Below are 24,376 nucleotides of genomic sequence, written 5' to 3'. Positions count from 1 at the left end.
TCAACGGGACTCAGTGGACCCACAGCACACTAATCCGATTAATAAGGTTTACCTGGCCGTCCGACCGACGATTCGCCCGACGGTCCGTGCGTGTTCACCTGTATGTCGTTTCGGGTTCCCGGGCCGGCCCGCGACGGCCCGGCCCAGGACACCGGTTCAGCGACCCACAGCCCGCTTCAGTGAACGGGCGCGGCGTGCCACGCGGCGCACGGTGGCGTTGCGCGGGATGAACGCCAGCTGCGCCGGGACCGCGCCGGGCAGAGCCAGCGAGGTGAGGCGCTTGCGCTTGAAGTAGCGCCGGGTGTGGTGGTTCAGATGCCTGGTCAGGTAGGCCTCGGCGGCCGGGCGCAGATCCGGGTAGATCTTCGGCTGCATCGCGAAGCCGACGGCCCGGACGAGGTCCGTCAGTGCCGTCACGTCCATGCTCCGGCGCTGCTCGTTGACCGCCGACTCGTCCGTCAGTTCGGGCAGCAGCGCGTCCACGATCGTGACGGGGACGCGGTTGCTGTTCTCGTACGGCGTGAGACGGTCGAGGAGGGGGCCGGTGCCGACGCGGGAGACCGGCAGGCCGTACAGCGCCGAGGCGGTGAGCAGCGCGGTGGAGAAGCAGCCGACCACCAGGGCGGGGCGCATCCGCTGGTAGAGCACCTCGGCGAGGACCGGGGTGTCGAGCACGGTGAGGTCGGCGCCGAGCTTCTCGGCCTCCTTCTCCAGCAGGCGCGACCAGCGGGCCGGGGCCGAAGGATGCGGCTTGAACACCACCCGCGTGTGACCGAGCGCGAGGGCGCCCTTCAGCATCCGTACGTGGAGGTTCTCCTCTTCCTCGGCGGTGAGGATGTCCAGCGCGGAGAGGTACTGGCCGAGCAGGAGCGCCGGTTCGTCGATCGACGGCAGCTCGTCACCGGTGTCGACGAGTTCGGCGAGGACCTTCACGAACGCGTCCGTCGGTACGATCTCGGGCTCGACGCCGAACTCCGTCAGGAGCAGTGGCTTGAGGCCGGGGACCAGGTCCAGGTGGAGCAGGCGGTCCACCCGGGTGCCGACCAGCGGGTCGATCTTGTTGCGGGTGGGGCCGTAGCTCATCAGGCCGTCCGCGTACACGGTGACGGGCGCGCCCATGAAGATCTGCGAGATGCCGAGCGCCGGGTTGACCTGGATCGACTCGACGGCCAGCTCGATGTCGTCGTCGCCGAGGTTCCAGGCGAGCCGCAGATGCCGCTCCCACAGGGGGACGTCGTCGAGCCGCGGGGCCCAGCCGCCGGGGTGGAAGGGCGAGATGGTCTCGTTCCACGAGATCACGTCGTCGAAGCGGCCGCGCAGCTGCTCGAAGCCGGGCATCTCGTCGAGGCCGGGCGTCGTCTCGGGCGTCGCCGCGTTGTTGGAGACGAGCAGGATGCGCCGGTCGGCGGGGCGGAAGCAGTCGGTGTCCAGGGCCGCGGCGAGCGTGGCCGTGCCGTACAGCGTGGACGCCATGAAGATCTGGGTGGTCACGCGGCCACCCCCGTGGCGGATGCCGGACGGCGGCGCAGCCGGCGCAGCCGCGTGGCGCGCTGCACGTCCATCGAGTCGAGGGCGTCGTCGAGCACGTCCTGCGGCATGTTCCGCAGAGCGACGGCGCTCATCGACTTCAGTTTCCGTGCCACTGCCGGCTCGAACCTTTCGATGGATCCCAGATGATGGGAAATGATCGCGCAATAGGTGCGCACGGCCTTGGGCAGGAGTTTTTCGGCGTCGCGGTCCGCCGCGGTTTCCGCCACCACCTGGTCGAACGCGCGAATGAAGTCGAGCTGGCGCACGTCCCCGATCTGGGTGAGGGAGGAGGCCACACCACGCCGGTAGAACACGCCGAGAAGCCCCACCGTGGCGAAGGATTCCGCCTCCCGGTGCAGCTTCCAGATCCAAGGCCGGTCCTCGGCCGTCCGCAGGCCGTCGGTGAAGTGCAGCAGCCCCCGGTCGACCAGCCGGCGGTGGTAGATGCCCGCCCAGGCGTAGGCGTAGTCGACGGAGGTGGAGCGGTCGGCGGGCAGTATCGCGTCGCGGGGGTTCATCACCACTCCGCGCCGGCCGTGCGGGACCCTGTGGATGGTGCGGGCCCGCGCGGTGCACTGGACATGGTCCGTACGGACGAAGTCGCAGCCCAGCTGTTCGATGGAGGCAACAAGTTGTTCGTAATAGCCGGGGGCGAGCCAGTCGTCCCCGTCGAGGAACGTGAGGTATTCGCCGTGCGCCGCGTCGATGCCCGTGTTGCGCGCGGTCGCCAGTCCTCCGTTCTTCTCGTGTCTGACATACACCGCGCCGGGGAGCTCGCGCTCCGCGCGCGCGAGAATGTCCGGAGTCTCGTCTCGTGAACAGTCGTCCACGAGAACGAATTCGAAGTCCTCACGTGCGTTCGCACGCAGGCTCTTCAAGGTGTCGGGTGCATATTGCTGCACGTTGTAGAACGGCACGATGACGGAGAGCTTGACCACCCACGTGACGTTAGGCGGCGGCCCGGCATTCGTCTTGACCGTTGGTGAGATGTCAGGTGAACGACGCGTGGCGAAGCAGTGAACCCAGCTGATTTCCGGCTCGATCACGGCCTGATTCGCCATTCGTCGATGTGCTGTTAACCGTTTGTTGTATTCAGGTTGGGCCGCAACTCGGAATGGCTTCCTAGCGTCTTGGACGTGCCAGCAAGTACCAGGAAGTCCCTGCGGGTCGCCGTTCTCGCGGATTCCGACACTCGGTGGAAATGGGGTTCGCTCACCGCGAATCGCATTTCACCGGCTGAATCGGACATTCTGCTCGACGGTTATCTCCTGCGCGGCCGAGCCACCCCCACCGCCCGCCAGCTCGAAGAAGTCGGCGTCCGCGCGGATTCCCTCCGTGAGGTCACCGCCGTCGAATTCCTGCGCGCCATGGAAGGGGAGCCGTACGACGTCCTCGTCATCGCCCTCGTGGGCGGCGGTGTGCAGGCGATCCTGCACGGCCTGGCCCATGTCTGGGAGGGGCGGAGCAAGCGGCCCGTGGTCGTCACCGGCTATGTCGGCGTCGTCTACGAGAAGCTCGCCGACGGCCTGCTGCTGCGGCACGGCGCGGACCTCGTCCTCGCGAACTCCCGACAGGACGCGGAACGGTTCCGGGCCGTGTACGAGGGAGTGGGCGCCGACGCCTCCTCGGTGACGGAGGTGGCACTGCCCTTCCTGGGCGGCGCCGCCTACGAGAAGCACGACCCGTACACGGTCGTCTTCGCCGCCCAGCCCTCGGTCCCGGAGAACCGCAAGGACCGTACGTACCTGCTGAACCGGCTGATCCAGCACGCCCGTCTCCACCCGGACCGCGAGGTGCTGCTGAAGCTGCGCTCCAAGCCGGGCGAGCACACCACGCACATCGAGGAGCTGCCCTACCAGAAGCTGGCGCAGAAGACCGACCTGCCCGCCAACTTCCGGCTGGTCTACGGCCACATGGGCGAGGTGCTCGACCGCACCGACCTGTTGGTCACCATCAGCTCCACGGCGGCCCTGGAGTCCCTGCACCGCCGCATCCCCACCGTCGTCCTCAGCGACCTCGGGGTGCGCGAGGCGCTCGGCAACCACCACTTCGTGGGCTCCGGCTGCCTCGCCTCCTGGGACCAGCTCGACGCCGGACACGAGCCGGCGCCCGACCCGGTCTGGGTGGCCCGGCAGGGTGTCGCCGCCGACGGCTCGTACGAGACGGCCTTCGACGAGGCGCGCGCCCGGATCACGGGCCTGCTGGCGGCCCCCGGACTGCTGCCCCTCGCCCCCTACTACACGCCCGTCACCGCCCCCGGCTACCTCCCCGGGATCCTCGCCCGCCACCACCTCGCCCCGGACGGCAGCCCGCTGCCCGGCGCCCCCGCGGCCGACAAGGAGCCGAGCCCCGTACGGCAGATCGTCCGCCGGGCGGCCCGCGGCGCCTACCGCCACGGAGTGCAGCGCGTGGCCCCCGTGATCCGGCGGATGGGGGAGCTGTGACCACCACCGATCCCTCAGGTCTTCCGCCGATCCCCCAAGCCTTCCCCGTGTCCCTCGTCAAGGAGAACAGCGCATGACCAACTCGGAAGCGGGTCACGCGGCGCCGGTGCGCCGGGTGCTCGCGGTGATCCCCGCGCGCGGCGGCTCCAAGGGCGTCCCCGCCAAGAACCTCCTCCCGGTCGGCGGAGTGCCGCTGGTGGCCCGCGCGGTGCGCGAGTGCCGGGCGACGCGGCTCGTCACGGACGTCGTGGTCTCCACCGACGACCAGGCGATCGCCGCCGCCGCCCGCGAGGCGGGCGCCGAGGTCGTCCTGCGCCCCGCCGCCATCGCCGGTGACACCGCCACCTCCGAGGCCGCCGTCCTGCACGCCCTGGACGCCCACGAGGCGCTGCACGGATCCACGGTCGACGTGGTCCTGCTCGTCCAGTGCACCAGCCCGTTCATCACGCGGGAGGACATCGACGGGGTCGCGGGCGCGGTCGTCGAGAACGGCGCCGACACCGCGCTGACGGTGGCCAACTTCCACGGCTTCATCTGGCGCGACGCCGCCGAGGAGTCCACCGAGGGCGGCAACGGCGTCAACCACGACAAGTCCTTCCGGCCCCGCCGCCAGGACCGGCCCCAGGACCTCCTGGAGACCGGCGCGGCCTACGCCATGGACGCGGCGGGTCTGCGCGAGCACCAGCACCGCTTCTTCGGCCGCACGGAGCTCGTCCGCACCGACCCGGCCCGCGTGCTGGAGATCGACGACCCGCACGACCTCGCCCGCGCCCGCGCGCTGGCCCCCCTCTTCGACGCGAACCGACCCGGTTCGCTCCCGACCGCGGAAGACATCGACGCGGTCGTCCTCGACTTCGACGGCACCCAGACCGACGACAGGGTGCTGATCGACTCCGACGGACGGGAGTTCGTCTCCGTGCACCGCGGGGACGGCCTCGGTATCGCCGCCCTGCGCAAGAGCGGGCTGAAGATGCTGATCCTGTCCTCGGAACAGAACCCGGTGGTCGCCGCCCGGGCCCGGAAGCTCAAGATTCCGGTCCTGCACGGCATCGACCGCAAGGACCTCGCACTGAAGCAGTGGTGCGAGGAGCAGGGCATCGCGCCTGAGCGCGTGCTCTACGTCGGCAACGACGTCAACGACCTCCCGTGCTTCGCCCTCGTGGGCTGGCCCGTGGCGGTCGCGAGCGCCCACGACGTCGTGCGCGGCGCCGCACGCGCGGTCACCACCGTCCCCGGCGGCGACGGCGCGATCCGAGAGATCGCCAGCTGGATCCTCGGCCCTTCTCTCGACTCCCTCGACAAGTAAGGAACTTCTCCACCATGAGCACCAACTCCCGTCTGCGCCAGTTCGGTTCGAAGACCGCCGGCCCCGGCCACCCCGTCTACGTCGTCGGCGAGATCGGCATCAACCACAACGGCGAGCTCGAGAACGCCTTCAAGCTGATCGACGCCGCCGCCGAGGCCGGCTGCGACGCGGTCAAGTTCCAGAAGCGCACCCCGGAGATCTGCACCCCGCGCGACCAGTGGGACATCGAGCGCGACACCCCCTGGGGCCGCATGACCTACATCGACTACCGCCACCGTGTGGAGTTCGGTGAGGACGAGTACCGCCAGATCGACGAGTACGCCAAGAGCAAGAACATCGACTGGTTCGCCTCCCCGTGGGACACCGAGGCCGTCGCCTTCCTCGAGAAGTTCGACGTCCCCGCCCACAAGGTCGCCTCCGCGTCCCTCACCGACGACGAGCTGCTGCGCGCCCTGCGCGCCACCGGCCGCACGGTCATCCTCTCCACGGGCATGTCGACCCCGAAGCAGATCCGCCACGCGGTCGAGGTCCTCGGCTCGGACAACATCCTCATGTGCCACGCCACGTCGACGTACCCGGCGGTGGCCGAGGAGCTCAACCTCCGCGTCATCAACACCCTCCAGGCCGAGTACCCGAACGTGCCGATCGGCTACTCCGGTCACGAGACGGGCCTGCAGACCACGCTGGCCGCGGTCGCCCTGGGCGCCACCTTCGTCGAGCGTCACATCACCCTCGACCGCGCGATGTGGGGCTCCGACCAGGCCGCCTCCGTCGAGCCGCAGGGCCTCACCCGCCTCGTCCGCGACATCCGCACCATCGAGGCCTCCCTCGGTGACGGCGTCAAGAAGGTCTACGAGTCGGAGCTCGGCCCGATGAAGAAGCTGCGCCGCGTCAACGGTGTCGTCGCCGAGGCGGAGATCGCCGCGGCCGCGGGCGAGCCGGTCACGGTCTGAGGTCCTGACCTCCAGAACCCCCCACGCGTTACCTCCCACCTCCCTACGACAACTCCTTACGACAGGACGGTCGTACGTCGATGAGCCCCCGCGCCGGATCCGCCGGCCCCCACACTCTCGCCTTCGTCGAGAGTCCGGTACAGCTCCTGAACGTGCTGGAATGGGCGCACACCTCTGCCCACCACGGCACGGCGCCCGACGCGGGGCTCACCCTCGTCGTCCTGTCCCCCAACGACCCGATGACCCGCGGCCAACTGCGCCGCATGGCCGAACTGGCCCGCGACGAGGGCCACGCGGTCCGCTGGGAGGAGGCGCGCGGTGGCACCACGGCGCCCTTCCACACCATCGGAGGCCTCGCCCCGCTGCTGCGCAGGGCCCGCCGCATCGTCATGGGAGACCCGTTCTCCCGCTATGTGCAACTCCTCCTGACCATCACCCGCGCCCCCGACCTGGTCGTGGTCGACGACGGCACGGCGACGATGGAGTTCGTCGCCCAGCTCGCCCGTGGCGAACGCCTGGTCCGCTGGCACCGCAAGGGTGGCCGCCCGGGCCCGCGCGACCTGCTCTTCGCCCCGGTGTCCTCCTTGGCCAGGCGCCGGCTGACGCCCAGTGAGCGTCGTACGGTCGAGGTGTTCTCCTCGATGCCGATCGACGAGACCCCGATCGGTGTGCGCGTCACCGCCAACGACTTCTCCTGGACCCGGGCCCGCTTCGGGCCGCCCCGCCTCACCAAGGGCGCGGACCTGGTCGGCACGTCCCTCGTCGAGACGGGTGTCGTCGACGGGGACCGCTATCTCCAGGCGGTCCGCACCCTCGCCAGGTCCCACGGCGCCACCCGCTACTTCGCCCACCGCCGCGAGAGCGCCGAAAAGCTCCACCGGCTGGCCGCGGAGACGGGCCTGGAGATCGTCCGCCCCGATCTCCCCCTGGAACTGATCGCCCGCCGCGGCCCCATCGGCCGCACGATCCTCAGCTTTCCCTCCACGGTCGTCCACACGTTGCCGCTGGCCCTGGCCGGCACCGAGGTCCGCGTCGCCGTCTGCGACATCGACCCGGCCTGGCTGACGGAGAACGCCTCCCCGCGCGCCCAGAGCTTCCTGTCCGGGGTGACGGGGACGGCACGCGACGTACACCGGTTGTCGGCGGTGGCATCGGCGTAGGGAAGCCGTGCGCCGTCCGGCGAGTCACCACATGAGACTGATGAAGTCGATCGATCCGGGGCTGAGGTCGGGGCCTGCGGGTTTCGCCGGGCCGTTCTCGTGATCGGCCCGGCGGAGGTGCTGCGGGCACTGCGGGCCCACGGAACGATCGCGTGGTTCCGGATCTCGGCCGGGGTGGATCCGCTGGATTCCCTCGTCCGCCCGCCCTTGGTCGTCTGGCGCTACGCCGACCCGCAGGACCGGGTACGTCAGGCGATCCCGTCGACCGTCGAGACGTTCGAGGGAAACGTCGGGTGGGTCGCGGACGTCTCGGCCGAGAACTGGTACCTCGAGCCACGCAGGGTGCGGGACGAACTCTCCGGAGCCGCTCCGGGGTACCCGGGTGTCCTGTCCGACCTCAAGCACGGGGACCAGGACTTCTGCATCCGTGCCACGCGGGATCTCGAACTCCTCCTGGCCAGGATCGAGAGGCTCCACGCCTGAGTTCGCGGCGGCGGCCCGGTCCGGGCGGGACACAGGAACTCCGAATCTCCTCCACACCGGTTGCACCGAACGGACACATGTTGTTCGTCAACCATCCATAGATCGCGCGTTGGACCGACACGATCCAGCCATTGAATCTCCCCGCACGGCACCAATCGGTCGCCGCACGCCTGTTTCGTTTACGCAGTGGGGGGACCACACGTGGCGTCCGCACATGTGGAGTCCGACAGATCGGACTCCGACAGACCCGCGCCCCGGCGGCCGTACGCCGCCCGTGGGATCGGTGACCGCATCTTCAGGTACCAGCTGACGGCCGCCGGTGTCGTCGTCCTCGCCATCATGGCGGGGGTCGGTCTCTTCCTGCTCCTGAGAGCAGGTCAGGCACTCAAGGCCACCGGGTTCGCCTTCCTCACCACCGCCGAATGGCAGCCGGACGTCCACCGGTTCGGCATCGCGGCCGTCCTCACCGGCACCCTGCTGATCGCCGCCGTCGCGGTGACGCTCTCCGTGCCGCTGGCCGTGGGGACCGCGCTGTTCATCTCCGACGTGGCCCCGCGCAAGCTGCGCCGCACCCTGGTGACGATGGTCGACCTGATGGCGGCCGTACCGTCGGTGGTGTATGGACTGTGGGGACTGTTCTTCCTCCAGCAGCATGTGATCGGACTGTCGCGCTGGCTGTCCAGCTGGCTTGGCTGGATACCGCTGTTCACGGTGGACGGCGCCCAGCCGGGCGAACCGCTCGCCTCCGACAGCGTCTACACGGCCTCCACCTTCGTCGCCGGGATCGTCGTCGCCCTCATGGTCGCGCCGATCCAGTGCTCGGTGATGCGCGAGGTCTTCTCGCAGGCCCCGGCGGGCGAACGCGAGGGGGCCTACGCGCTCGGCGCCACCCGCTGGGGAATGATCCGCTCGGTCGTCCTGCCGTACGGCAAGGCCGGCATCATCGGCGGCACCATGCTGGGCCTCGGCCGGGCACTCGGCGAGACGATCGCGGTCTACCTGATCATCTCGCCGGTCTTCACCATCCAGCCGCACATCCTGCAGACCGGCTCGAACTCGGTCTCCTCACTGATCGCCCTGCACTACGGCGACGCCTCCACCTTCGGCATGTCGGCGCTGATGGCGGCGGGCCTGGCGTTGTTCCTGCTCACCCTGGCGGTCAACTTCACCGCTTCCTCGGTCGTGGCCCGGTCCCGGTCCGGCGCACAGAGCGAGGCATGAGATGACCGTCGTAGAACAGACTCCCGTCCAGGCCGCCCCGGCCGCCGCCCCTTCGGCCCCCGCGCCGGAGCCCGCCCTGCCCCCCGACCGGCCGCGCCGCATCGGCGGCGCCAGCCGCTCGGGCGTGCTGTCCCTCACCGGCGCCGCCGCCTCCGGACTGTGCGTGACGATCCTGCTGTACGGCGAACTCGCCCCGTTCTCCGGCGCCCTGGGCTTCACCCTCACCGCCTATCTGTTCTTCCTCGCGATCTACGCGGTGTTGACGGGATTCGAGGAGGACGGGCAGGCGGTACGGGACCGTGTCATGACCGTCGTGCTGTGGACCGCGGCCACGCTGCTGTTCTTGGCACTCGTCCTCGTCGTCGGCTTCACGGCCTGGCGCGGGCGGGAGGCGCTGCCGCACGGCAACTTCTTCACCCAGGACATGCAGGCGGCGGGCCCGCTCGACCCGCTGACGAACGGCGGCATCGCCCACGCGATGCTCGGTACCCTCACCATGACCGCCATCGCGCTCGCGATCACGATCCCGCTGGGCCTGGCCTGCGCGGTCTACCTGAACCAGATCCCGGGGCGCTTCTCCCGCTTCGTGCGCACCATCGTCGAGGCGATGACCGCGCTGCCCTCGATCGTCGCCGGCCTGATGGTCTACGCCGTCTGGATCCTCGGCCTCGGTATGCAGAAGTCGGGCCTCGCGGCGGGCTTCGCGATCAGCGTGATGATGCTGCCGATCGTGATCCGCGCGTCGGACGTCGTGCTGCGGCTGGTGCCGGGGACCTTGACCGAAGCGGCCGAGGCGCTCGGCGCACCCCGCTGGCGCACCGTCTGGCACGTCGTCCTGCCCACCGCGCGCTCCGGTCTCGCCACCGCCGTCATCCTCGGCACCGCGCGCGGCATCGGCGAGACCTCTCCCGTCCTGCTGACCGCCGGATTCACCGCGGCGCTCAACACCGATCCCACCAGCGGGCCGATGGTGTCCCTGCCGCTGGCCGTCTTCAACTTCGTCAAGTCGCCCCAGCCGACCATGATCGCTCGCGGTTTCGGCGCGGCGGCCGTCCTCATGGCCCTGGTCCTGGTGCTCTTCGTGATCGCCCGTGTGATCGGCGGCCGCGGCCCCGGCCACCAGACCAAACGTCAGGCCCGCCGCACCGCCCGCGCCTCTCGGCAGGACGTGGCGCGCTTCGACGAACTGCACGCCCCCGGCCTGTCCCTGTTCCAGGCCGAATCTCCTGCTGAAGCGTCCGCCACAGCCGACCCCACCGCCCCCGGAGAGAACGACTGATGCGCAGCCACCTCCATAACGTCCTCGGGCGCCTGCGCGCCCTTGCGACCCTCGGCGCCCTGCTCGGCATGATCGCCGGGCTGCTGGGCGGGCCCGCGGCGGCAACCGCCACGGCCGAGAGCTACACCCCGGTCGCCGGGGCCGGCTCCACCTGGGCCGAGAACGCCATCGACCAGTGGCGCAAGGCCGTCAACCAGTACGGGATGCGCATCAGTTACGCCGGCAACGGCTCCTCCGACGGCCGCCGCCAGTTCCTCAGCAGCACCGTCGACTTCGCGGTCTCGGACATCCCCTTCCAGACCCACCCCACCGACGGCTCGGCAGCCGAACGCCCGTCGACCGGCAGCTACGCGTACATGCCGATCGTGGCCGGCGGCACCGCCTTCATGTACCACCTGACCGTCAACGGCAAGCGGGTCACCAACCTCCGCCTCTCCGGAGACGTCGTCACCAAGATCTTCACCGGTGCCGTCAAGACCTGGGACGACCCGGTGATCAAGGCCGACAACCCGGGGCTCCAGCTTCCGCACCGCTCCGTCGTGCCCGTCGTCCGCTCCGACGGCTCCGGCTCCACCGCCCAGTTCACGATGTGGATGGCCAACCAGCACGCGTCGCTGTGGAAGGCCTACTGCGGCAAGGTCGGCCGCTCCGGGGCCTGCGGGCAGACCTCGTACTACCCGACCGTGCCCGGCATGATCGCCCAGAGCGGCGACCCGGGCGTGGCGGGCTACGTCGCCCAGAACTACGGCGAGGGCGCGATCGGCTACGTCAACTACTCGTACGCCATCAACGAGGGCTATCCGGTCGCCAAGGTCCTCAACCACGCCGGCTACTACACCGAGCCGACCCCGAAGAACGTCGCCGTCTCGCTCCTCAAGGCGAGGATCAACACGAACAAGAGCTCCGCCGACTACCTCACCCAGCAGCTCGACGGCGTCTACAACGACACCGACAAGCGCAACTACCCGCTCTCCAGCTACTCGTACATGATCCTGCCGCTGCGGGTGCAGGGCATCTTCACCGAGGCCAAGGGCAAGACCCTCGGCGCGTTCTCGTACTACTTCATGTGCCAGGGCCAGCAGCAGATGCCCAAACTCGGCTACTCGCCCCTGCCCATCAACCTGGTGCAGGCGGGCTTCGACCAGATCCGCCGGATCCCGGGCGTGCAGGCCAAGAACATCAACATCAAGGGCTGCAACAACCCGACCTTCTCCTCCGACGGCCACAACAAGCTCGCCGAGACCGCCCCCTACCCGGACGCCTGCGACAAGAAGGGCGCCACGGCCTGCAACACCGGCAGCGGCGGCGCCAAGTCGGGCGGCGGCAGCGGGGGTTCGGGGACGACGGGCGGTACGAGCGGCGGCGGCACGTCGGGCGGTTCCGCGAACGGCGTTACGAGCGGCGGGAGTTCGGCCGGTGGCGGCACGGGCGGCTCGGGCGGCACGGCGGGCGGCAGCGCCCAGCCCGTCGTCGACCCCGACACCGGACAGACCCTGGCGCCCGGCACCGGCGGCGCATCGGGTACCGGCACCGGCGGCGGTACCGCCGTGGACGGCACCATCGCCCTCGCCCAGCCGATCGCCGTGGCCGGACACAGCGGCTGGACCACCACCCAGACGCTGATGCTGCTCGCCGTGGCCCTGGTGCTCGGGCTGCTGCTCCTGCCGTCCCTCGTCTCACGGGCGATGGCCGGGCGGGGCGGGAACGACGGGATCGGTGGGGCCGGCGGGACCGGTGGGGCCGGTGGGGTCGGCCGGAAGGGCGACTCGGAGAACCTCACGGACGGGGGCGCGCGATGAAGCGCATACGCAACCTGCTGGTGCGCCTCGTCGCCGGCGCCGCCGTGGGCGCGCTGGCCGGTCTCGCGGTCGCCCAGACCGCCGCGCCCGCGACCGCGGCGAGCGGCGCGCAGGCCGCCGACTCCGCCGTCACCGTCTCCGGCCGCGGCGAGTTCAAGGACATGAAGTTCACGGTCAGCCAGACCAAGCACCTCACCAGCCAGGCGGTCACCGTCTCCTGGTCCGGCGGCGCCCCGACCGCCCTCGCGGGCACGCTGTTCAACACCGACTTCGTGCAGATCATGCAGTGCTGGGGCGACGACGACGGCAGCGTCCCGGGCAACCCGGGCCCGTCGCGCACCCAGTGCCAGTACGGCGCCTCCCCGACCACCGACCGGGGCAACTGGCCGGGCAACGAGTACGACGACACCCGCAAGATCTTCTACAGCGCCGACCCCACCAACTACGGCCAGGACGACCGCTACGGCGCCGGCGGCGTCTCCGGACAGGGCGAGGTGCCCTTCAAGTCCGTCGACGGCACGCTGATCACCTCCGGTACCCAGAACAACGCCCTGTACAGCCGCAACACCACCAACGAGGTCGACTTCGCCCGCACCGGCGCCGACGGCAAGGGCCAGGAGTTCTTCGAGGTGCAGACCGCCAACGAGGCGCCGCACCTGGGATGCGGCGTCCCGGTCACGGCGGGCGGCCGTACGACGCCGCGCTCCTGCTGGCTGGTCATCGTCCCGCAGGGCCACCTCGACCTCGACGGAAAGCCGTACGCCGACACCAGCCAGGTCAACGCCGGCTCCCCGGTCTCCTCCACCAACTGGAAGAACCGCGTCGCCGTCAAGCTCGACTTCAACTCGGTCGGCACCAACTGCGCCCTCGGCTCCGACGAACGCGCCACCACCGGCAGTGAACTCGCCGCCGACGCCATGACCAGCTGGCAGACGGCCCTGTGCCCGACCGGCAAGGTGTTCGGCTACACCGAGCTGGGCGAGCCCGACACCCGCTCCCGCCTCGCCGGCGACGGCTCCTCCGGGCTCGCCTTCACCACCCGCGCCCTCGGCACGGACCCCGGCACGACCGCCCCGACGGACAGCACCGTCTACGCGCCCACCGCGCTCTCGGGCACCGTCATCGGCTTCACCATCGAACGCAGGCCCAGGGCCGGAGCCTCCGAAGCGACCCGCCGTCTCGCCGGAACCAAGGTCGACTCCATCGACCTCACTCCCCGGCTGGTCGCCAAGCTGCTCACCGAGTCCTACCGCAACTCCCCCTGGGGAGCGGTCCTCGGCTCCACCGTCGCCAAGGGCTACGGCTGGGCCAAGGACAACCCGGCGGGCCTCGCGAGCGACCCCGAGTTCCTCGCGCTCAACCCCGAGTTCGCGGAGCTGTCCATCCCCGAGACCCCGGCCACCGACACCGACCTGCTGACCTCGCTCGGCCGCACCGACTCGGCCCGCGCCGTCTGGCAGTGGATCGTCTCCGACAAGGAGGCCCGCAACTTCCTCGCGGGCGTGTCCGACGACTGGGGAATGCGCGTCAACCCGTACTTCAGCACCAATGCGGACCTGAACCCGACCGATTTCGTCTTCGACCCGGCGAACACCGACACGTACCCCAAGAGCGACCCCTGGTGCACGATCCCGCCGAACTCCGGCGCCACCAAGGACAACGAGCAGTGCATGATCGACTTCCATCCGTATGTGACGGACATGCACTCCGGCGCCCTGCACACCCGGCGCGCCGACAGCCTGTGGAAGGCGACCTGGGACCCGCTGGCCAGCCCGCCCGCGTACAAGAGCCCCGGTCCGCAGACGGTGGGCTCCCGGTTCGTGATCACCGTCACGGACGCGGCCTCCGCCGCCCGCTACGGCCTGCAGACCGCGCGGCTGCGCAACACGGCCGGCACGTTCGTCGCGCCCACGACCGCGTCCCTCACCGCCGCCGCGTCCTCCGCGTCCGGCGCCCACGCGGCCGAGATCAGTCCCGCCAAGGCCACCGCGAAGGGCGCCTACCCACTCGCGCAACTCGTGTACGCGGCGGTGCGCCCGGCCAAGCTCGACGCGGCGGCCCGCAAGGCCTACGCGGCGCTGCTGACGTACGCCGCCGGCACCGGGCAGGTCCCCGGCGCGGACCCCGGCCTGCTCCCGGCCGGTTACGCCCCGCTGTCGAAGGCTGAGCGCGCGAAGACGACCCAGGCCGCCGACGCCCTCGTCCACTACACCGGGCCGTCCGCCACCGGCGGCGGCTCCTCCGGGGGCTCCTCCGGAGGATCGAGCGGCGGTACGGGGGGCACGGGTGACTCCGGTGGTACGTCGGCCGGGGTCGGCACCGACGACACCGGCGGCACGGCCGGCTCCGGCGGTGCGGTGTCCGGCGGCGGGAGCGCGAGCCCCACGCCCAGCGGCGCGCCCTCGTACGACGGCGGCAAGGCCGTCGAGACCACTGCCCAGGGCACCACACCGGCCGACCCCGCGAACTCGCTCCGCTATGCCGTCCCGGTCGGCGCCGCGCTCGGCGCCGTGGCCGGGCTCGGCGCGCCCTTCGCGGGCGGCGGCAGGCTCCGCTTCCCGCTGCGTGTGCCGCTGCCCGGCGGCCGCGCCCTGACCATCCCCGCCCCGACCCTCCCGGAACGGCTGCGCAGGCTGCTGCCCCCGGGACGGGACTGATCCCCGTGCCCGGCCCGCCGGGCCGGGGCTCTCGGACGGGGAGTCGGGCCCGCCGGGCTGTGGCTCTCGGACACGGAGTCCGGTCCGCCGGGCTGAGGTTCCTGGACGACGGAGTCAAGCCCTTCCGGGCCCACGCTCCCGTACGAACGGGGGCCGGGCCTGTGGGGCCTGGGCCCACCGAGCAGGGGAGTCCCGGCCCACCGGGCTCGGGCTCCCGAACCACGGAGTCCGGCCTGCCGGGCTGAGGCTCCCGAACCACGGAGTCCGGGCTCGCCGGGCTGAGGCTCCCGAACCACGGGGCCGGGCCTACCGGGCCGAGGCTCCCCGAGGAGGGAGTCCTGCCCGCCGGGCCGGTGCTCCACGACGACGGAGCCAGGTCCGACCGGGCCGGGGCTCCCCACAGACGGCCGTCCGCCCCGAAAGGCAGTCGGGGCGGACGGCCTGACCCCCCACCCTGCCAGATCCACCCACGCAGAACCGCCGTACAACCGACGCTCAACCACAGGAGAAGCTCGATGCGCACAACGCGCCTCACCGCGGCCATGGTCGCCGCAGCCGTGGTGTCCGGCACGCTGGCTCTCGCGAGCCCGGCGTCCGCCGACCCCACCCCCGCCGGGACCTTCCGCCAGCTTGTCGGCGTGGGTTCCGACACCACCCAGGACGTCCTCAACGCCCTCGCCGGTGACATCGTCAACGGCAAGAGCTACGCCGGCACCGCCGTGAAGGCGGGCGACGCGGGCATCGCCTCGTACGACGCGTTCGTGCCCGGCGCCGCCACCTCCACCATCCAGACCCGCTCCGGCGGCCCGACCTTCCTGCGCCCCAACGGGTCCGGCCCGGGCCGCGCCGCCCTCAGCATGTCGCTGACGGGTGACAAGTTCCCGAACGCGACCGGTGTCGCCGTCAAGGGACAGGTCGACTTCGCCCGCTCCTCCGGCGGCCCGAGCACCTCCGGCAACACCCTCACCTACATCCCGTTCGCCCGGGACGCGGTGGGCGTCGCCGTCCGCGGCTCGGCCCTCGACACCCTGACGGTCGACCAGCTGCACGACATCTACACCTCCGGCGACACCCGCCTGAAGGTGCTGAACGGCCAGACCCTGCACGCGGTCCTCCCGCAGGCCGGCTCCGGCACCCGCAAGTTCTTCCTCGCGGCGATCGGCCTGACCGAGACCACGGTCTCCTCGGAGATCCCGACCGTCCAGGAGAACCAGGCCAACGCCGCGCTCACCGAGGACGGCGCGCTCGTCCCGTTCTCCGTGGGCAGCTGGATCGCCCAGAACAACGGCATCGCCCCCGACTACAGCAAGACCGCGGTCGCCGCCGGAGCCCACCTGGCCAGTGTCCAGCTGCCCGGCGACACCGGCGCCACCAGCCCGGTGACCACGGTGAACGGCAAGCTCACCCCGGTCAGCGGTTACTTCGAGAACGCCACCTTCGGCCGCGACGTCTACAACGTCGTCCCGAGCCGCGCGATCGACCCCACCAGCGTCTTCTTCGACAAGGCGCTGTACGACGTCTTCGTCACCAGCGGCACCCACGAGGCGGCCCTCGCCACCGACACCGCCGAGAAGGTCATCGCCGACTTCGGCTTCCTGAACGAGTCGTACAACGGCTCGGTCAACCCGGCCAAGCACGCCAAGCTCGGCGGCCTGGAGGTGTCCGGCATCGACACCGCGACGCCGTCCGCCCCCGCCCTGAGGGTCACCCCCGGCGACGCGAACCTCAAGCTGACCTGGGGCGCCCCCACCCCCGCGCCCGCGCTGCCCGTCACCGACTACCGCGTCACGCTGACCGGTTCGGACGGCGCCGTCGTGGCCGTCAAGGACGTTCCGGCCACCACCCTGTCGTACAGCTTCACCGGCCTGGCCAACGGCACCTACACCGCCTCGGTCTCCGCCGCCAACCTCAACGGCAGCGGCAACGCGGCCTCCTGGACCGGCGCCGTCAAGTACACCAGCGCCGTGAAGGCCACCGCCGCCACGACCGCGTACGGCAAGACCCCGAAGGTCGCCGTCACGGTCACCGGCTCGCACGGTGTCGTCCCGAGCGGCAAGGTGACCGTCAAGGACGGCTCCACCACGCTCGGCACCGGCACCCTGGACAGCTCCGGCAAGGTCACCCTCGGCCTGTCCAACCACCTCAAGGTCGCCACGCACACCCTCACGGTGTCCTACGGCGGCAGCACCAAGCTCAACACGTCCGTGACGACCGCCAAGCTGACGATCACCAAGGCGACCCCGTCCGTCGGCAGCACCGCGCCCGCCTCGGTCAGCCACACCGGCCGCGCCAAGGTCGGCGTAAGAGTCACCGCGACCGGCACCACGCCGACCGGCACGGTCCGCGTCTACGAGGGCTCCCGGGTGATCGCCACCGGCACGCTGAGCGGCGGCAGGGTGACCGTCACCCTGCCCAAGCTGGGCCGTGGCAAGCACACCATGCACGTGTACTACACGGGCTCCACGACGGTGAACTCGAAGAACGGCGCGAACTTCACCATCAAGTCCACCTGACGTACCACCCGTCGGGGAGGCCGCGACCGCGGCCTCCCCGACGGCCCGACCAGTGAAGCCATAGAAGGAGACGCGTCGCCGTGACGGTCGCCGTACAGACCACGCTCACCACGCCCGTACCGCGGCTGGGCGTTCGGGGAGTCACCGCCGTCCGGCACCTCGCCCGGGGCGGTCTGCTCACCCTGGCCGCCCTGCTGCTCGGCCTCACCGCCCAGCTGCTGCTCGTCAGCGGCATCCAGGAACGGGCCGCGCAGCACGCCTCGTACGACGCGCTGCGCACCCAACTCGCCCTCGGCACCGCCCCGGTGGCCCAGACCGACCAGGAGGGCAGACTGCTCGCGCCCGGCACACCGGTCGCCCTCATCGACATCCCCGCCGTCGACGTCCACCAGGTCGTTCTGGAGGGCACCGACTCCGCCGTCCTGACCGACGGCCCCGGCCACCGCCGGGACACCCCGCTGCCCGGACAGGCCGGCACCAGCGTGCTGATGGGCCGGGCGGCCGCCTACGGGGGTCCCTTCGGCCGTCTCGACCGGCTCGCCGCGGGCGACACGTTCACCGTGACCACCGGACAGGGCAAGGCGAAGTACCAGGTCCTCGGCGTACGACGGGCCGGCGATCAGGCGCCCGCCGCCGTGGCCTCCGGCAAGGGCCGCCTCGTCCTCGTCACGGCCACCGGCCCGCACTTCATGCCCGGCGGGGTGTTGCGCGTCGACGCCGACCTGATCTCCACCCCCGCCCAGACCCCGGCGGCCGTCATCCGCTCCGGCACGCTCCCGGAGTCCGAACAGCCCCTCGCGCACCCCTCCGGCGTGCCGTGGCCGCTGGTCATGTGGCTCCAGGCGCTGGTGGCCGCCGCCGTCGCCGCGGTGTGGACCTGGCACCGCTGGGGCCGACACCAGACATGGATCGTGTTCGCCCCCGTGGTCGCGGTCCTGGGCCTCCAGGTGGCCATCCGCACCACCGAACTGCTGCCGAACCTGATGTGAACCCTGTGAACCTTCCCGAGACCCACGATCACCACGAGGTGCCCGACGTGACCGATGCGACCGCTTCCCTCGATACGACGGCGACCGACACCGTCGTCCTGCCGCCCGTCGCGCCCGCCAGGACCGTGATGGGAGCCGCGAAGGGGGCCGTCGCTCCCGCGACCCTCGAAGCCCGCGCCGTCTCGGCCTGGTTCGGCAGCCACCAGGTGCTGCAACAGGTCTCCCTCACGATGCCCGCCGGGCAGGTCACCGCCCTGATCGGCCCCTCCGGCTGCGGCAAGTCGACCTTCCTGCGCACGCTCAACCGGATGCACGAGCTGATCCCCACGGCCGCGATGGGCGGCGAGGTGCTCTTCGACGGCGAGGACATCTACGCCCCCGAGCGCCGCCTGACCGACGCCCGCCGCAGGATCGGCATGGTCTTCCAGAAGCCCAACCCGTTCCCCGCCATGTCGATCTACGACAACGTGGTGGCGGGTCTGCGCCTGACGGGCACGCGCATCGGCCGTCGCGAGAAGGACGAACTGGTCGAGGAGAGCCTGACCAGGGCCGGCCTGTGGAAGGAGGTACGGGACCGACTCCGCCAGCCCGGCGGCGCGCTCTCCGGCGGCCAGCAGCAACGCCTGTGCATCGCCCGCGCCCTGGCCGTACGTCCCCAGGTGCTGCTGATGGACGAACCGTGCTCGGCGCTCGACCCCACGTCCACCCGCCGGGTCGAGGAGACCATCCACGAACTCGCGGGCCAGGTGACCGTCGTGATCGTCACCCACAACATGCAGCAGGCGGCCCGCGTCTCGCAGCAGTGCGCGTTCTTCCTCGCCGAACAGGGCACCCCCGGCGGCATCGTCGAACACGGTCCCACCGAACACATCTTCGGCACCCCTGAGGATCAGCGCACGGCGGACTATGTGGCGGGCCGCTTCGGCTGACATCCTCGGTCGTCATGAAGATCAGACGCCGTACCCTCCTCACCGCGCTCGCGGCGACACCCGTCCTGAGCACGGTCACGGCCGCCGCGGCCGCGACGGTGACCGCCACGCCCGCGGCAGCCGCCGAACAGGCCTCGAACACGGCCCTGTACGCCAACCCTGCCTGGACGGAGGGCACGGACTGGGGACGCCGCTCCAGACGCCACCTGATCGACGACCAGAGCAGGACCGGCCGCGCCCCCTTCCTCCGCTCCACGGTCATCGCCCCGCACGGCGGCGGCATCGAAGGGGGCACCTCGGAACTCTGCCTGGCGATAGCCGGTTACCACCCCGCCGACCTCGCACCCACCCCGGTGGCCGGCCCGGTGCACGACTTCTGGATGTTCGAGGGCCTGATGAGCGGCGGAAACGGGGCGCTGCACGTCACCTCCACCCACTGCGACGACACGATCGCCCGCTCCCTGTGCGCGGGCAGCCTCAACGTCGTCTCCCTCCACGGCTGCCAGCCGGAGCAGGCGGGCCTGGAACCAGGCGCCGCGGCCGTCCTCGTCGGCGGCCTCAACTCCACCTTCCGCCAGTACCTGATGGAGGAGTTCACCGCGGCCGGCATCCGCGCGGTGACGGCCTCGGGGGAGGAGGAGATCGCGGGCATCGACCCGGACAACATCTGCAACCGCACACTCCTCGGCATGGGCGCCCAGCTGGAGATGACCACGGCCCTGCGCACCGCGATGTTCGCCCCCGGCAAGAACACGGTCGCCGACCGCGCCACCAACCTCCTCCCGTCCTTCTGGACCTTCGCCACCGCGACCCGCAGGGCGATCGACCGGGTGGAGGCGGGGCAGACGGTGCTGTGAGCCGGGCGTGCTGAGCGTGAGTTGTTAGGATCACCAGTGCGAATACGGGAGTTGACGGACTGACGCGACGGGGGTCGGCGTGGGAGACCGTACGGGCCATCAGGGCAGCCCAAAAAATCTGCGAGTCTCCCACCAGGACCTGACGAAGCTGGCCGACGACCTCGACGACATGCAGGACCACTTGGACCAGCAGGTCAAGCGCATGGACTCGATCGTCGACCGCATCGAGGCGGGCTGGCGGGGCCCGGCGGCGACGGCGTACCGCGAGTTCCACCGGGCGGCGACCGAGGACGCCGTACGCATCCGCGAAGTGATGAAGCACCTGGAGCAGGCCGTGCGGCTGAGCCGCGACGGCTTCACGGAGCAGGAACTGGCCGTGGTCGAGCGGATGCGTCAGATTCGGGTGGACGTGGGCAGCGAGGTCGCCCGGCTCTCCACCCCGAACCCGGACGCCGCGTCGGCGACCCCACCCGCGCGCCCGAGCAGTGGCCTTGACGCCCTCTGACCTCCCACAGACCACGAGGCACCTTTCACGTACCGGGGGAAATATGCAGCCTGGAGATGCCGCCGACGACCACATAGCCGTCTCCTTCACCACCCTTCACGACCTCGCCGTCGAACTGGAGGACATCCTCAAGAAGCTCAACGGCAAACTGGACGACCTCTACGACCGAGCCGTCCCCGTCGTCCTCTCCTGGGAAGGCGAAGCCCGCGAGGTCTTCGTCGACAAACTCGACGAGTGGGACCACTCCGCCCAGGACCTCCAGGCCGCACAGAAGTGGCTGCACCAATACGTCACGACGGGCCACGCCAACTATGCGGCGGCGCACCGGGCGGTGCTGCGGGGCTGGGGAGGTGCTTGATGGCCGACCGTCCCAGTGACGCCCAACGCAAGCAGGAGCGGGACCAGTTGACGCCGACGACGCGCGGCAGTGGTGGTGGTTTCGACGTGCAGCCACCGCACCTGTACTACTCGTCGGCAGTGGTGCGTGACGGGCAGTTCGACTACGACAAGGGCGCCACCCAGCTGGTCGAGGCGCTCAATCAGTACAGCCAGTCGGCGGGTACAGGGTGGGGTCCCGATTCCTTCGCCAACGTCTACATGCAGATCACCGAGAAGTTCATCGAGACCTGGGCGACCAGCGTGGTGAGCGTCGGCGGCGTCGCGGTCGGCCTGACGGTGACGGCCAACAACTACCAGGCGGCGGACTGGTTCGCGCGCAAAATGCAAGGGCCGCCGCCGCGCCGCATGCCCCCGGTCGTCATCGACAAGGAGCCCAGCTACGGCAAGGTCAACGACATCAGGTGGTCCGGGACGGGCGAGGACGCCGACTCCTGGGCGATCTCCGGGGCGCTCGGCGAGATCCCGGACTTCCTCGCGGACGTGATCCGGCCGGCCATCGAGTACGGGCTCAACCTCGGCAAGACGCATGAGATCACCCCGGGCGCCCGCGAGGACGACCTCAAGGGGATGGCCACCGCGTGGCGCCAGGCCGGGAGCACGGCCCTGAAGGCGGGTGACAACTTCACCTCCGCCATCAGCTATATGACGGATCCTCAGGGCAACAGTGAGTGGCAGGGCGCGATGAAGTCGTTCTGCCAGGCGATCTGGGGGACTACCGCGTGGGGTCGTAACCGTGACGCGCAAGGCAACATTGCCCAGCAGGGCGGTCGCAGCTGGAAAACCTCGGGAACGGTGGCGCCTGCCCAACGCCGTCCGATCCTGGAGGTTCTTCACCACACCGCCGACACCATCCAGAAGACCTGCGACGACCTGGCCCAGGTGGCGAAGACCTGCCGGGAGACCACCACCAACCTGGCCAAGACCGCGGCCAAGGGGATGGTGGCGGACCTGACGACCGGGCTCGACCCGCTGGAACTGCTCGAACTCGCAGGCAGCGCCATGTTCGGCAAGCTGGTCATGACCTTCCGCCAGCACATGGACCGGGCGGCCGCGGACAAGGCTGTCGAGATCTACCAGCAGAAGTTCAGCGATGCGGCCAGCACACTGCTCGAGCTGGAGTGGGAGCTGGACGAGGCGCTCAGAAGCGCGCCCACGTTCAGAGCCGAGGAGGCCAGAGCCGAAGCCTTCGGTGGCCGGTCGATGAACGAGTTCAAGAAGGAGCACAAGCTGCTGAACGGGGAGAACCCGTTCCCGTACAAGTACACGATCGACCTGGCGATGGCCGAGGACCTCGGCGGTGGTCACACCGTCGACAAGCACGTAGGCAAGACCGACGCCCAACTCCTGCAGCGGTTGCGCGACCAGGCCAAGGGGAACGGCGAGCCGAAGATCCCGGCGGCATCGAGCTTCGTCGACCTTGCTTCGGCCCAGAAATACACCCAGGACTGCATCCGGCAGAAGAGCGGCGACATCGACGCGTGGCTGGCGACCGGGCCCCCTCCCGACCCGCCGACCAAGGTCTTCGAGGTCAGCGCGGTGGGTCCGGCCGCGAACAGCCCGCTGGCCGTGGCCCCGGTGACCGGCCGCACCTCGAGAGTGGTCAACGGCCAGGCGACCCCGGTGGTCGACGCGCACGGTGTTGCCACCCGCCTCAAATACGACCCCACTCTCAACCCACCCTTCGTCGTGGTCACCTCCATGCCTGAATAGGCCCCGATCCGGCCCGCCCCGGCGCCGAATAGGCTGACCTCCCGTCTCCCGTCCCCTCACCGAACACGACCGTCAAAAGGAGCCGCGATGCCGACGCTGGACGCCGAGACCTGGGCCGAGGCGCTCAGCATGTACGAGCGGCGGTACTCGTACGTGTTGGTGGGGCCCCGCGAACACCAGGACTGGGTGCGGGATGCCGCGGCAGCCATGCGCAGGGAGGTGACGGATCCCCGGTTCTGGAGGTGGCTCGACGCCGATAAAGGCGAGGAGGAACGCCTGGAGGACGTATTCTTCCCCTTCGTCCTGCCGCCTTCTGATCCGGAAGGCGCGGCCGCGTGGCGGCGTGGACTGCGGACGGTGCCCCGGACGTCGGTGGAAAGGCTGCTCGTCGTGCTGTCCACCACCTGGCTGGATGTCCCCAAGGAACGCGCCCGCAACAACTTCGACACCCGTCGGCCGGAACTTGAGCGGAAGGCGCGGGTGGTCCTGTCCCGCTTCCCGGAGGGGACCTCCTTCTACACGAATGCCGGTTACCCGGGCGCGAGCACCGGCAGCGCCGTCAATGCTCCGGACTTCTATGAGGCGATCACTGGCTGCACGCCTGTCTCCCAGTACGACTGGGATCTCGGTCTGATCGCGGTGACCGACACGGAGATCGGCCTCTTCTGGTCCTTCGACGCCACGTGAAGACGACGCATGGACATCTGCGTCGATGAGACTCCCTACGACACGACGGGAAGAAGCATCGCAAAGGAGTACATCAAGACCGATCCGTTCCCTCTTCACACGCGGAAGACGTTGGGGTGGAGACTCACCTTGTCTGCAATGACAAGTTCGATCCGAAGGTCGCCGTCATGACGTCCGTGCCGGCCAAGCAGAGCCAGGTGGTCCGCATGGCTATTACGCGCCAGGATATGATTGAGTATTTTCGCCTCGAAGGAGCAAGGAACCTCCTCAGGGGCTACGGTCGCTACCAGAATAATATCCCGGACGATGCTTCGGAGTGGAAGCAGGAGCTTTTCCCTGTCGTTCGAGGCATCTGGAACTCGGAAATGAGCGGCGGTAGAAACCGGTACGAAATCGGAGCGCAACTCCGCACTGCCGCCGATTTATTTGAGTCCTACCCCGATGGTTCGCACCGTGCCTTGGATAATTTCCCCATAGGGTCTCCCAAGGAACGTACGGCTGTCATCTTCCGGGAAATCGCCGACTATGTGGAACAGTGGGCTTCCCCGCTGGGCAGGGAAGGCATCAGCAATACCCCGGTAACCGCTCGAGAACTGATCGTGCGCTTCCCGCGTCTGAGTAATATCCTGCCCCTTTATTTCGGGCAGGATGGTGCGGCCGTCAGCGACGACATGCAGGACGCGAGCACGGAGGAGGGTATCCGCATGTACATCGACGAGACGCACCCTGGATGCCCGTGGAATCTTCCGGCTGCTGTCGCCGAATGTCACGAAGCTCTGGCGCTTTTTCACACCGAGGATCAACTGGACAGATTCTTCTGCGGGGCTGGAATGCGCGGCGGTTCGGGTAGCGACGACTTCACCGAGTTCCTCCCCCACTTCGCCCGCCTCTGCAGCGAGCACATGAGAGAGTTCCACTCACCGATGTGGGAACCCAGGTAGATTCACGACGAGGG

20 protein-coding genes are annotated in these 24,376 nt (G+C 70.0%); 18 read left to right on the top strand and 2 right to left on the bottom strand.

Annotated elements, in window-relative coordinates:
* Positions 1 to 156: 156 nt before the first annotated feature.
* A complete protein-coding gene (locus ACZ7M3_RS07970; RefSeq protein ID WP_472061627.1) occupies positions 157 to 1,491 on the bottom strand; it encodes an alpha-2,8-polysialyltransferase family protein in 1,335 nt (444 codons plus the stop codon).
* Complete coding sequence (locus ACZ7M3_RS07965) at positions 1,488 to 2,468, bottom strand: glycosyltransferase family 2 protein (RefSeq protein WP_472062182.1); 981 nt, start codon at positions 2,466 to 2,468, stop codon at positions 1,488 to 1,490. Before ACZ7M3_RS07965 ends, ACZ7M3_RS07970 begins: the two co-directional genes overlap by 4 nt.
* Positions 2,469 to 2,666: 198 nt before the next feature.
* Between ACZ7M3_RS07965 and ACZ7M3_RS07960 the strand changes: the two genes are divergently transcribed.
* The 18 genes from ACZ7M3_RS07960 (at position 2,667) to ACZ7M3_RS07875 (ending at position 24,362) form a co-directional block, all read left to right on the top strand.
* Positions 2,667 to 3,974, top strand: coding sequence for a DUF6716 putative glycosyltransferase (locus ACZ7M3_RS07960; RefSeq protein WP_472061625.1), 1,308 nt, complete (start codon positions 2,667 to 2,669; stop codon positions 3,972 to 3,974).
* A 73-nt stretch (positions 3,975 to 4,047) separates the two neighbouring features.
* Complete coding sequence (locus ACZ7M3_RS07955) at positions 4,048 to 5,280, top strand: N-acylneuraminate cytidylyltransferase (RefSeq protein WP_355308979.1); 1,233 nt, start codon at positions 4,048 to 4,050, stop codon at positions 5,278 to 5,280.
* A 14-nt stretch (positions 5,281 to 5,294) separates the two neighbouring features.
* Entirely contained in the window at positions 5,295 to 6,233 is a 939-nt protein-coding gene (locus ACZ7M3_RS07950) for an N-acetylneuraminate synthase family protein (RefSeq protein ID WP_351308368.1), read from the top strand.
* Between the two features lie 80 nt (positions 6,234 to 6,313).
* Positions 6,314 to 7,393 (top strand): hypothetical protein, encoded by a 1,080-nt coding sequence (locus ACZ7M3_RS07945; RefSeq protein ID WP_472061623.1) that lies wholly within the window; start codon positions 6,314 to 6,316, stop codon positions 7,391 to 7,393.
* 99 nt (positions 7,394 to 7,492) lie between these two features.
* The gene (locus ACZ7M3_RS07940; protein WP_472061621.1) at positions 7,493 to 7,876 is read left to right on the top strand and encodes a hypothetical protein; all 384 of its coding nucleotides are present in this window, start codon (positions 7,493 to 7,495) and stop codon (positions 7,874 to 7,876) included.
* A 201-nt stretch (positions 7,877 to 8,077) separates the two neighbouring features.
* A complete protein-coding gene (gene pstC, locus ACZ7M3_RS07935; RefSeq protein ID WP_472061619.1) occupies positions 8,078 to 9,097 on the top strand; it encodes a phosphate ABC transporter permease subunit PstC in 1,020 nt (339 codons plus the stop codon).
* 1 nt (position 9,098) lies between these two features.
* A complete protein-coding gene (gene pstA, locus ACZ7M3_RS07930) occupies positions 9,099 to 10,376 on the top strand; it encodes a phosphate ABC transporter permease PstA (RefSeq protein ID WP_472061617.1) in 1,278 nt (425 codons plus the stop codon).
* Positions 10,376 to 12,175 carry a substrate-binding domain-containing protein gene (locus ACZ7M3_RS07925; protein ID WP_472061615.1) on the top strand — a complete coding sequence of 600 codons (1,800 nt, stop codon included), beginning with the start codon at positions 10,376 to 10,378 and terminating at the stop codon, positions 12,173 to 12,175. The genes pstA and ACZ7M3_RS07925 overlap by 1 nt, the downstream gene beginning before the upstream one ends.
* On the top strand, positions 12,172 to 14,832 hold the full coding sequence (locus ACZ7M3_RS07920; RefSeq protein WP_472061613.1) for a hypothetical protein: 2,661 nt from the start codon (positions 12,172 to 12,174) through the stop codon (positions 14,830 to 14,832). The genes ACZ7M3_RS07925 and ACZ7M3_RS07920 overlap by 4 nt, the downstream gene beginning before the upstream one ends.
* Before the next feature lie 515 nt (positions 14,833 to 15,347).
* Positions 15,348 to 17,345 carry an Ig-like domain repeat protein gene (locus ACZ7M3_RS07915; protein WP_472061611.1) on the top strand — a complete coding sequence of 666 codons (1,998 nt, stop codon included), beginning with the start codon at positions 15,348 to 15,350 and terminating at the stop codon, positions 17,343 to 17,345.
* A gap of 80 nt (positions 17,346 to 17,425) precedes the next feature.
* Positions 17,426 to 18,334, top strand: coding sequence for a sortase (locus ACZ7M3_RS07910; RefSeq protein WP_472061609.1), 909 nt, complete (start codon positions 17,426 to 17,428; stop codon positions 18,332 to 18,334).
* A gap of 128 nt (positions 18,335 to 18,462) precedes the next feature.
* Positions 18,463 to 19,263, top strand: coding sequence for a phosphate ABC transporter ATP-binding protein PstB (gene pstB, locus ACZ7M3_RS07905; RefSeq protein ID WP_355619210.1), 801 nt, complete (start codon positions 18,463 to 18,465; stop codon positions 19,261 to 19,263).
* 14 nt (positions 19,264 to 19,277) lie between these two features.
* Entirely contained in the window at positions 19,278 to 20,120 is an 843-nt protein-coding gene (locus ACZ7M3_RS07900) for a poly-gamma-glutamate hydrolase family protein (protein WP_472061607.1), read from the top strand.
* A 79-nt stretch (positions 20,121 to 20,199) separates the two neighbouring features.
* Positions 20,200 to 20,625: a WXG100 family type VII secretion target gene (locus ACZ7M3_RS07895; protein ID WP_472061605.1), complete on the top strand. Its 426-nt coding sequence runs from the start codon at positions 20,200 to 20,202 to the stop codon at positions 20,623 to 20,625.
* A gap of 43 nt (positions 20,626 to 20,668) precedes the next feature.
* On the top strand, positions 20,669 to 20,983 hold the full coding sequence (locus ACZ7M3_RS07890; protein WP_472061603.1) for a WXG100 family type VII secretion target: 315 nt from the start codon (positions 20,669 to 20,671) through the stop codon (positions 20,981 to 20,983).
* Positions 20,983 to 22,734: an RNase A-like domain-containing protein gene (locus ACZ7M3_RS07885; protein ID WP_472061601.1), complete on the top strand. Its 1,752-nt coding sequence runs from the start codon at positions 20,983 to 20,985 to the stop codon at positions 22,732 to 22,734. The genes ACZ7M3_RS07890 and ACZ7M3_RS07885 overlap by 1 nt, the downstream gene beginning before the upstream one ends.
* Before the next feature lie 87 nt (positions 22,735 to 22,821).
* Complete coding sequence (locus ACZ7M3_RS07880; RefSeq protein ID WP_472061599.1) at positions 22,822 to 23,421, top strand: hypothetical protein; 600 nt, start codon at positions 22,822 to 22,824, stop codon at positions 23,419 to 23,421.
* 116 nt (positions 23,422 to 23,537) lie between these two features.
* Complete coding sequence (locus ACZ7M3_RS07875) at positions 23,538 to 24,362, top strand: hypothetical protein (RefSeq protein ID WP_472061597.1); 825 nt, start codon at positions 23,538 to 23,540, stop codon at positions 24,360 to 24,362.
* Positions 24,363 to 24,376 lie beyond the last annotated feature (14 nt).

Source organism: Streptomyces sp. NPDC111656, from assembly GCF_055656965.1.
Note: the sequence above shows the minus strand (reverse complement) of the source record. Positions and strands in the feature narration are given on the sequence as shown.